This window comes from Micromonospora yasonensis (genome assembly GCF_026013475.1).
Lineage (GTDB): Bacteria > Actinomycetota > Actinomycetes > Mycobacteriales > Micromonosporaceae > Micromonospora > Micromonospora yasonensis.
This window is the reverse complement of the sequence record NZ_JAPDPH010000516.1, coordinates 1-221: the sequence shown is the minus strand read 5'-3', so window position 1 is coordinate 221 and position 221 is coordinate 1. Positions and strand designations below refer to the sequence as shown.

Annotated in this window: 1 protein-coding gene; it reads right to left on the bottom strand. The window is 67.9% G+C overall.

The window, feature by feature from the left end:
* The coding region (locus ONA70_RS36625) for a transposase (protein WP_265011040.1) at window positions 1–194 on the bottom strand (194 nt) is incomplete at its 3' end.
* Window positions 195–221 lie beyond the last annotated feature (27 nt).

Sequence of the window (221 nt, the reverse complement as noted above, 5' to 3'; positions counted from 1 at the left end):
GGCAGGCTGACGGCTGCCCAGTCCGCAACGCCGCGGGTGGCGATGTTGCGGGCTGCGTTGACGTCGGCGTGCTCAGCGAAGCCGCACGACGTGCATCGGAAGGTGGATTGGTTGGGGCGGTTGGCTTTGGCGATGTGCCCGCAGGCGGAGCAGCCCTGCGAGGTGTATTTCGGGTCGACGTGGACGAGTGCCACTCCGGCCCGGGTCGCTTTGTAGGCGAT